Raw genomic sequence first — 6,927 nt, forward strand, 5'->3', positions numbered from 1 at the left:
GGTTTTGAAAGAGCAGTTGGCGGCGATCGTCGAGGTGGCGATGCGGCGGGCCTGGGGCGAGAGCGCGGCCTGGCCGGCAAACGCCGAGCCGCTCTTCGATCAGCCCTTGGGCGTCTTCGTCACCTTGAAGAAAGACGAGGAGATCCGGGGCTGCATGGGCAGCCTCAAGCCGCGCAAATCCAGCCTCCGCGAGGAGATCGCGGCCAATCTCAAGGCCGCGATGACCCAGGATCCGCGTCATCGCCGAGTCGAAAAATCGGAATTGCCGGGAATGGAAATCTATTTGACCACCGCCGGGACCCCCCAGCCGGTCCCGCGCTTCGACGCGCTCTCGCCGGTTCATGACGCGATCTTGTTGAAATCGGGGGCGAGAGAGGCGGTGGTTTTGCCCGGCGAGGCCCGGACCCTGCGCTATTTGCTCGCCTTCGCCAAGGCCAAGGCCGGGGTCCGAAAGGGCGAGCCTTACCAAGTGTTTCGCTTGCCGGTGGAGGTGCTGGCGGTGGATTAATCGCCGCCGGAGCTGGTCGGCTCCGGCGCGCTGCTGCTGCGGCCGATGCGCTCGCCGGCCCGCTCGATGTCGTTGTCGAGGAGCCGGTCGGCGGTGACTTGGGGGGTGCCGTAGAAATAATGCTCCCGGCGCTCGGCGTCGGTGCCGCAACCGCCCTGATGATTGAGCTCATCCTCGTTAGCGGTGACGATGTTGGCCATTCGTTGGCGTATATCGGACGGAATGAGCGAGAGAAATTGATCGAGCTTGTTTTCGTCCTCGCCGGCCACGCCGAAATAGATCGCTCCGACGAACTGCTGGATGATGTCGTTGGCAATCTGGGAGCCAATGGCGCCGGCCATGCCGCCGGCTTGGGTGACTTGGTCCATCTCGTCCATCAGGGCGTTGACCTCCGACCAGTTGCCGCTGTTCATGGCGTCGCGGACCGCCCGGACCACCTTCATGGTGTATTGAGGCGCGCCGCCCTTGTTGGGGATTTTGGAAGGCAGGCTCTCGAACTCGTCGATCAGGGTGCTGGTCCCCATGGCGCGGGCGAGGTCCTCTTGGAGCTCCTGCATCTCGTCGGTCGCCTCTTCGCCGAAAAATTCGTTCTTCCGCTTGGCGTCTTTGAGCGAGTCGACCTTCTCTTCCAGCCTTTCGGTCCATTCGGTCCGCTGCTCGTCGGTCAGATCGGAATCCTCGACCCGGTCGATCATCGATTCGACGTCGCGAATGGCGGCGTCGTATCTTTCGTTGTTGCTGGATCCGATCTCGTCGAGCGCGGCGGTGATGTTGTCCTTCAGCTCCAGCATTTGATCCGTCAGGGCCTCGGGATCCGCGCCGTCGCGGCCGATTTGGCGCACCAGCTCCTCGAGCTGATCGTTGAAGGGGCCATAGGCTTCGGCGGCTTCGAGGAGATCCTTGTTGTCCTTGAGCAGGTCCTGGATCTCCTCCTTGATTTGCGAAGGTCCCCACTGGATGGGTCCGGCGCCCGGAGGGATGCTGCCATCGACTTGCTCGTTGACACCATTCATCAGCTGGCCGTCATTGGGGGCTTGCTCCGGCGGCAGATCGGCGAAAAACTCTTGGTACTCGTCGGGCACGTTGGGATTGGTGGAAATATCGGAGCCGAATTCGTCGCCGATGTCGACGCTGTCCTCGTAGGAGGTGTTGAGGGAGGATTCCCGGCTGACCGGGCGGGCGTTGCCGTATTGATCGGTGTAATACTCGCGGTTGCGCGAGACATGCTTGGGGTCCGTCATCGATTCCTCCTTTAGCCTCCTGAGAAGAGGCAGGGCCGCTGATGAGGGCGGCCAGCTAAATTGTACTGCAATGGAAGGGCCGGGATAGCGTTTTTTGCCGTTTAGGCGTGGAAAGGCCCGATTGGACTATCGTTTTTTGGCTGAAGCGATTAGGCGGGATGGAAGGTTTTCTCGTATATATATGTCTGAATTTTACTATTTATATATATGAAGGCGGTACTTGGGGTGTTCCACTCTCCGGAGGCGAGCTCGATGAAGCGAATCCTGACCTTTGGTCTTCTTTTACTGGCCATTGCCTGCCGGCCCGCTCCCAAGGCGCCGGCGGCGAAGGCCAGCTTCCCTATCGCGGAGAGCCATCGGGTCCTGGCCTCGCCGAGCGATTGGCTCAACACCGCGCGGCCACTGAAGGCGGAAGATCTGGCCGGCCGGATCCTGCTCGTCGATTTTTGGACTTATGCCTGCATCAACTGCATCCACGTCATGCCCGACCTTCATCGTTTGGAGAAGGAGTTTGGCAAAGACTTGGCGGTGATCGGCGTCCACTCCGCCAAATTCGACAACGAGAAGGACTCCGACAATATCCGGGCGGCGGTGCTGCGCTATGAGCTGAGCCATCCGGTCGTCAACGACGCCGATTTCAAGGTTTGGAACGCCTTCGGCGTCAATGCCTGGCCGACTTGGATCTTGATCAAGCCCGACGGCGAGGTCGACCGGACTTATTCGGGCGAAGGAAATTATGACGAGGTCCGAGCCGACGTCGAGCGCCTCCGCCAGGAATTCGCCGGCAAGCTTCGTCAAGATCCCTTGCCGCTTTCGCCGGAGAAAGCCAAGATGGCTCCCTCGGAGCTGAGCTTCCCGGGCAAGCTGGCCTTCGACGTCGAACGCGGCTTGCTCTGGATCAGCGACTCCAACCATCACCGGCTGGTGGCGATCAAGCTCGATGGCACCGTCGTCGAGACGGTCGGCAAGAAGGGCGAGGCCGGCAAACAGGACGGCGACTTCGCGACCGCCCGCTTCCATCGGCCTCAAGGCTTGCTCTACGGCCCCGGGAAGCTCTATGTGGCCGACACCGAGAATCACTTGATTAGGGTCGTCGATCTGGCCCAGCGCGAGGTGAAAACAATCGCCGGCACCGGCGTCCAAGGCTTCCTCCGCGAGCTCCAAAACGCCCCGGCCCTGACGACGCCGCTCTCCAGCCCCTGGGACTTGGCCTTCTTTCCCGATGCCGGCAGCCTCGCGATCGCCATGGCCGGCACTCACCAACTTTGGAGCTTGGATCTCGCCCGCGGCGCCTTGAGCGTCCTCGCCGGCAACGGCCGGGAATCGATCGACGACGGCCCCTATCCCGAGAACTCGCTGTCCCAGCCGAGCGGGCTCAGCGCGGTCGAGCGCCGGCTCTATTTCGTCGACTCCGAGACCAGCTCGCTGCGCCTGCTCTTCGATCAAGCCGTGAAGACCTTGATCGGCACCGGCCTTTTCGACTTCGGCTTCAAGGACGGCGACGCGAAGACGGCGCGGCTGCAGCACCCGATCGGGCTCTGGGCCGAGGAGGGCCGGGTCTACATCGCCGACACTTACAACCACTCGATTCGGCTCTACGACATGAAGGCCGCCCGGCTTTCCACCTTGGCCGGCGACGGCCGGCGCGGCGAGGCCGACGGCCCCTTCGCCGCCGCCCGCTTCAACGAGCCCAACGCCATCCTTCGGATCGGTGAAAAGCTCTACGTCGCCGACACCAACAATCACCGGATTCGAGCGCTCGATCCCTTGAGCGGCCAGGTCTCGACTTTGGAGCTCAAGTCCAAGGAAGTGCCGGCCGCGGCCTCGGCGACTTCACGGCCGGCCGAAAATTTGCCCAACCGCAAGATCAGTCAGGACCTGACGCTGGCGCCGGGCGGCAAGATCGAATGGAAGCTGGAGCTGCCCCAGGGCTGGAAGCTGAACGCTCAAGCGCCGAGCCGGCTCCAGCTTTTCGCGGTCGACGGCGAGCCTCGGGCCCTCGCGAGCTTCGGCAAGGAGGAATTGGCGGCCAAGCGGGTCACTCTGCCGGCCTTGGAGGCCGGCGGAAAGTACCTGCTCCAGGGTCTGCTCTATTATTGCCGCGAGGGCGCCGAGGCGCTCTGCTACCTGGGTGGAGCCGAGGCGAGGGTTCAGGTCAAGGACGGCGGAGCGAATCTCATCCTATGGAAGCTAGATCCCTGAATCTTCCCCCCTTTGAAAAAGGGGGGCAGGGGGGATTTGACGGATTGGGCAAGACATCAAGCCTTGTCGCGTAGACCAACGCTTTAAATCCCCCCTCTGTCCCCCCTTTTTCAAAGGGGGGAAGATTCCAGAGATTGCATGAATCGTAGGATGAGCTGAGCGATCTCCACCGCCTTCTCCTCGACCGCGAAGTGGCCGGCGTCGAGCAGATGAATCTGGGCCTTCGGCAGGTCGCGCCGATAGGCTTCGGCGCCGGCGGCGATGAAGGCCGGATCGTTCTTGCCCCAGACGATGAGGGCCGGCGGCTGCTGCTTGCGCAAAAACTCCTGCCATCGGGGATAGGCCAATAAGTTGTTGTAATAGTCTTGGAAGAGCTGGACCTGGATCTTTCGATCTTTCTCGCTGTCGAGGAAGGCGAGGTCGAAGGTCCAGGCGTCGGGGCTCATGATCTCCTCGCGGCCTGCGACGTCGCGCAGGTACTGCTTATGAATGACGGACTCGCGGCCGACGAAGGTGTGCAGAGCCGCCACCGACTCGGGCGAGCGGTCTTGGTTGGCTTTCTTGAAGAAGTTTTGGCGGGCCTCGGTCAGGCCATCCATATAGGCGTTGGCGTTCTGCACGATCAGGCCCCGCACTTTTTTCGGACGCTTCATCATCAGCCGATAGCCGACCGGGGCGCCGAAATCCTGCATGTAAACCACATAGCTCTCGATTCCGAGCTTGCTCAGCAGGCCATCGACGTGAAGGGCCAGCAGATCGAAGGTATAAGTGATCCGATCGGGATCGGGGTGCTCGCTGTAACCCGAGCCCAAATAGTCCGGGGCGATCACATGGTATTTTCCCGACAGGAGCGGAATCAGCTCGCGGTAGGTGTGGGAGGAGGAGGGGAAGCCGTGCAAGAGCAAGATCGTCGGATTCTGGGGATCGCCGGCCTCTCGATAGAAGATTTTGCGGCCTTCGACCTCTTGGGATCGGTATAGGGTTTTCGCCGGCCAGGCCAGGCTTTGGCCCTGGGCCCCTGCAAAAAAGCAGGAAGAAAGCAGAACAGCGGCGACAAAGATGAGACGAGCAAATTTCATAACGATTCCTAACCCCCCTTTTTCAAAGGGGGGAAGCTCCTTTGGGTTTTTGATTTCGGCTCTGGGCAAATTCTCTTTGACTTCCCCCTCCATATAGATCAAATTCCGTCCTTATCAAAATGACACTTTAGTCTAGTGTCGGGACCTGTTTTCTCCGGGTTTAAGGCAAGAAAAAAACGATCGTCGGCTCAATCCCAATAAAACGCCGACAAAAATGACACGTGAGTCTAGTTTAAGGGTCCTTAGAAGGAGTCCTGAATGCCTCGTGAACTCATCATCGGAATGGACGTCGGCAGCACCACGGTCAAGGCCTGCGTCGTCGACCCTCAAAGTTTGCAAATCCTCTGGAGCGACTATCAGCGGCACGAAACCCGCCAGGCCGAGAAGGTCATGGAGTTCCTGGTCCGCATCGGCCACGAGTTTCAAGACGTCGCCAAGGAAGACATTCGGCTCTTTTTGACCGGCTCCGGCGCCGGCCCGCTCTGCGAGTCGCTGGGCGGCAAGTTCGTCCAAGAGGTCAATGCCGTCACCTTGGCGGTGGAAAAATTGCATCCGGATGTCGGTTCGGTCGTCGAGCTCGGCGGCCAGGACGCCAAGATCATCATCTATAAGGAGAACGAGGAGACCGGCCAAAAGCAGGCCATCACCTCGATGAACGACAAGTGCGCCTCCGGCACCGGCGCCACCATCGACAAATGCGTCATCAAGGTCGGCGTCGAGCCCAAGCTGCTCGGCAATCTCGGCTTCGACGGCTCCAAGCTTCACCACGTCGCCGCCAAGTGCGGCGTCTTCGCCGAGACCGACATCGTCAACCTGGTCAAGTCGGGCATCCCTTCCAACGAGATCCTCTGCTCGCTGGCCGACGCCATCGTCATGCAGAACCTCTCGGTCCTGACTCGCGGCAATACGCTGCGCCACAAGGTTCTTCTGCTCGGCGGACCCAACACTTACTTGCCTTTCCTTCAAGAGTGCTGGCGCCTGCGCATTCCCGAGACCTGGAACGAGCGCAATTATCCTTATCCGAAGGACGTGCCGATCGATCAGCTCATCTTCGTCCCGCAGAACTCGCAGTACTACGCGGCCTACGGCGCGGTGCTCTACGGCACCTACGAAGAGGCTCACATCGGCCGCTACAAGGGCCTCGACGAATTGAAGGTCTTCATCACTTCCGGCCGCAAGGCCCAACTGGGCGAGAAGGCCGGCCGGCCTTTGGTCACTTCGATCGAGGAGCTCGAGGCCTTCAAGAGCGAATACAAAATTCCGAAGTTCACACCGACCAGCTTCGAGAAAGGCCAAGTGGTCAAAGGTTTCATCGGCCTTGACGGCGGCTCGACTTCCTCGAAGGCGGTCTTGGTCGACGAACAGGGCGAGATTTTGCTGAAGGCCTACCAGCTCTCCAAGGGCAACCCGATCCAAGACACCAAAGAAATTCTGAAGCAGATGCAGGACGCCGTCGCCGAGCAGGGCGCCACTCTCGAAGTCCTGGGCTTCGGCGCCACCGGCTACGCCGCCGACGTCTTGCAAGAGACGGTCAAAGCCGACGTCAACATCGTCGAGACCGTGGCTCACATGATGAGCGCCGTTCACTTCTTCGGCGACGTCGACGTGATTTGCGACATCGGCGGCCAGGACATCAAGGTCCTGTTCATGCAGAACGGCGACATCAAGAACTTCCGCCTCTCCAACCAATGCAGCGCCGGCAACGGCATGCTGCTCCAGGCCATGGCCGACCAGTTCGGCATCAAGGTCCAGGACTACGCCGAGACCGCCTTCAACGCCAGCTTGGCGCCGAAGTTCAGCTACGGCTGCGCGGTCTTCCTCGACAGCGACCGGGTCAACTTCCAGAAGGAAGGCTACGCCAAGGAAGAGTTGCTCGCGGGCCTCGCTCAAGTTTTGC

General features: G+C 60.7%; 5 protein-coding genes. 3 read left to right on the top strand and 2 right to left on the bottom strand.

Annotated features, from left to right (window positions below; all coding sequences use genetic code 11):
* The first annotated feature begins 4 nt into the window (after positions 1-4).
* On the top strand, positions 5-508 hold the full coding sequence (locus VJR29_03645; protein ID HKY62490.1) for an AMMECR1 domain-containing protein: 504 nt from the start codon (positions 5-7) through the stop codon (positions 506-508).
* Here the strand turns inward: VJR29_03645 and VJR29_03650 are convergent.
* Complete coding sequence (locus VJR29_03650) at positions 505-1,749, bottom strand: hypothetical protein (GenBank protein ID HKY62491.1); 1,245 nt, start codon at positions 1,747-1,749, stop codon at positions 505-507. The two genes, VJR29_03645 and VJR29_03650, sit on opposite strands and share 4 nt — an antisense overlap.
* Before the next feature lie 252 nt (positions 1,750-2,001).
* Here VJR29_03650 and VJR29_03655 point away from each other — a divergent pair, with 252 nt between their 5' ends.
* Positions 2,002-3,951 carry a thioredoxin-like domain-containing protein gene (locus VJR29_03655; GenBank protein HKY62492.1) on the top strand — a complete coding sequence of 650 codons (1,950 nt, stop codon included), beginning with the start codon at positions 2,002-2,004 and terminating at the stop codon, positions 3,949-3,951.
* A gap of 110 nt (positions 3,952-4,061) precedes the next feature.
* Here VJR29_03655 and VJR29_03660 read toward each other — a convergent pair whose 3' ends face one another.
* Complete coding sequence (locus tag VJR29_03660; GenBank protein HKY62493.1) at positions 4,062-5,030, bottom strand: alpha/beta hydrolase; 969 nt, start codon at positions 5,028-5,030, stop codon at positions 4,062-4,064.
* A 258-nt stretch (positions 5,031-5,288) separates the two neighbouring features.
* On the opposite strand from VJR29_03660, the gene VJR29_03665 reads away from it, so the two are divergent.
* A partial coding sequence (locus VJR29_03665) for a BadF/BadG/BcrA/BcrD ATPase family protein (GenBank protein ID HKY62494.1) occupies positions 5,289-6,927 on the top strand: 1,639 nt, incomplete at its 3' end.

Source organism: bacterium (genome assembly GCA_035281585.1).
Classification (GTDB): domain Bacteria; phylum UBA10199; class UBA10199; order DSSB01; family DSSB01; genus DATEDP01.